The 952-nt window shown below is 76.9% G+C and carries 1 protein-coding gene; it reads right to left on the bottom strand.

The features are described from left to right. A partial coding sequence (locus tag KS423_RS46255) for a condensation domain-containing protein (protein WP_308020334.1) occupies nucleotides 1–952 on the bottom strand: 952 nt, incomplete at both ends.

Raw genomic sequence — 952 nt, 5'->3', positions numbered from 1 at the left:
GGGCCGGGTGGACCAGAACTGCCGCGCCGCGTCCGCGCTGCGCCCGGCCAGCCAGCGGGCGTGGTCGCGCAGGTCGGGGCGGCGCTCGCCGCCGGGCAGCACACCGCCGGTCAGGTAGGCGCGGTAGAAGGACTGGAGCAGCAGCCGCACGCTCCAGCCGTCCAGCATCGCGTGGTGGTAGGTGAGCAGGACCCGCGTGCCGGGCCCCTCCTCTGCGTCCGGCGGGGCGTCGACGAGGGTGGTGCGCAGCAGGGCGGGGCGGCGCAGGTCGAAGCCGCGCCGACGGTCGGCGGCGAGCAGGTCCTCCCAGTCGGCGGTGCCGTGCCGGTGCCGGGTCACCTCGGGGACGGCGTGCTCGTGCAGCACCATCCAGGGGTCGTCGGTGCCGTCCTCGTCCCAGTCGAAGGCCGCGCGCAGCACCGTCTCGTGGTCGAAGACGGACTGCCAGGCCGCGGTGAAGCGCTCGGTGTCCAGCGGCCCGTGCCAGTTCCAGGACAGCTGCTCGACGTGCCGCCCGCCGGGTTCGCCTTTTCCGATCACCTGGCTCAGCAGCTCCCGCTGGAGCGCGCTGGTGGGCACGGTGACCGGCGCCGGCGGGTGCGCGAGCGCCTCGCGCAGCTCGTCCAGCACTCCGACGGCGCGGGAGAGCGAGCCGGGGGCGATACCGACGAACAGCCGCCGCCCGCCGTCCGGGGCGCCGTCACGCCCGTCCTCGACCAGTACCGCCCGCAGCCGGGGGCCGGCGGCCAGGCTGCGTCCCAGCTCCACCAGCACCCGGTCGAGCCCGTCCGGGCCGTCCACCGTCCGCTGCCAGAGCAGGTCCGCCGGGAGGCGGCCGGCGGCCTCGGGGACGACGGTCCGCAGCGCGGCGCGCAGCGTCTCCGGCTGGTACGCCCGGTGCAGCTCGACCAGGACGAACTCCGGCACCCGGGCGGGCCGTTCGGCGGCCTGC

Origin of the sequence: Streptomyces sp. LS1784 (assembly GCF_020103755.1) — a bacterium.
In the GTDB taxonomy this organism is placed as follows: domain Bacteria; phylum Actinomycetota; class Actinomycetes; order Streptomycetales; family Streptomycetaceae; genus Kitasatospora.
Note: the sequence above shows the minus strand (reverse complement) of the source record. Positions and strands in the feature narration are given on the sequence as shown.